Source organism: Abyssisolibacter sp. ZYX002 (genome assembly GCF_056892235.1).
This window is the reverse complement of record NZ_JARMXH010000024.1, coordinates 1-1174: the sequence shown is the minus strand read 5'-3', so window position 1 is coordinate 1174 and position 1174 is coordinate 1. Positions and strand designations below refer to the sequence as shown.

Annotated in this window: 1 protein-coding gene; it reads left to right on the top strand. The window is 34.6% G+C overall.

Annotated elements, in window-relative coordinates:
- On the top strand, positions 1-1137 hold a 1137-nt coding region (locus P3X86_RS21230; RefSeq protein ID WP_483294740.1), incomplete at its 5' end, for a chitinase.
- Positions 1138-1174: the final 37 nt, after the last annotated feature.

Below are 1174 nucleotides of genomic sequence, written 5' to 3'. Positions count from 1 at the left end.
GATGGTAAGGATAATAAACCTTATAATATTTCTTTTGGGGGTTCTTCTTCAACATCAAAGCCAACACCGAAGCCAGAACCAAAGCCTGAGCCAAAACCTGAACCAGAACCAAAGCCTGAGCCAAAGCCTGAACCAGAACCAAAGCCTGAGCCAAAGCCTGAACCTTCAAATGGTGATATGTTGCCAGCAAATGAATTTCCTAAGCATGCTTTTGCTCCATATGTAGATGTAACTTTATGGAATCCAAAATTTGATATGGCTAACATAAATGGTGTTAACAATTTTATAATGGCTTTTATTGTTACTTCTACTGATGGTAAAAAGAATCCAACATGGGGTGGATACTCAGTGTATGATATGGAGTTTCAAAAAGAAAAAATTAATGCAATAAGAAAAAAAGGCGGAGAAGTAATGGTATCTCTAGGAGGTGCAAACAATACTCCTCTAGCTGCTTCTATATCTACTGCCAAAGAACTAAAAGATGTTTACGCAAAAATCATTGATAGTTATAAACTAAAATACATTGATTTTGATATTGAAGGCACTTGGGTAGCTGATTCTGCATCTATAAAGCGACGTTCAGATGCTTTAGTACTATTACAAAAAGATCCAAAATATAAAGACCTAAAAGTTTGGTATACACTACCTGTGCTTCCTACTGGACTAGATAGCAATGGTCTTAATGTAATGCAAGACGCTATTAATAAAGGTGTGAAATTAGCAGGCGTTAATATCATGGCTATGGAGTACGGTGATTATCATTTACCTAATAAGCCTGCTAAATCTGGAGATCTAGGAAGACTTGGAATTGAAGCTATGAATAACTTATTTAAACAACTAAAGAGTTCTTACGCTTCAAATAATATATCTAAATCAGATACAGAACTTTGGACAATGGTAGGTATTACCCCTATGCTTGGTCAAAACTTTAATAAAAGCGAAGTATTTACAAAAAATGATGCTCAAATTTTAATGAATTTTGCTAAGAAAAAAGGTATTGGATTACTATCTATGTGGTCACTTGAAAGAGATCAACCTGGACAAAAAGGAGTTGCCACATTTAACCATAGTGGACTTAGCGAACCTGATTTGACTTTTACTAATCTATTTGAGGATTTTGAGTCAATTAATAAATAGTATTTTTAAAGGGACTGTATGTTACAGTCCCTTTTAG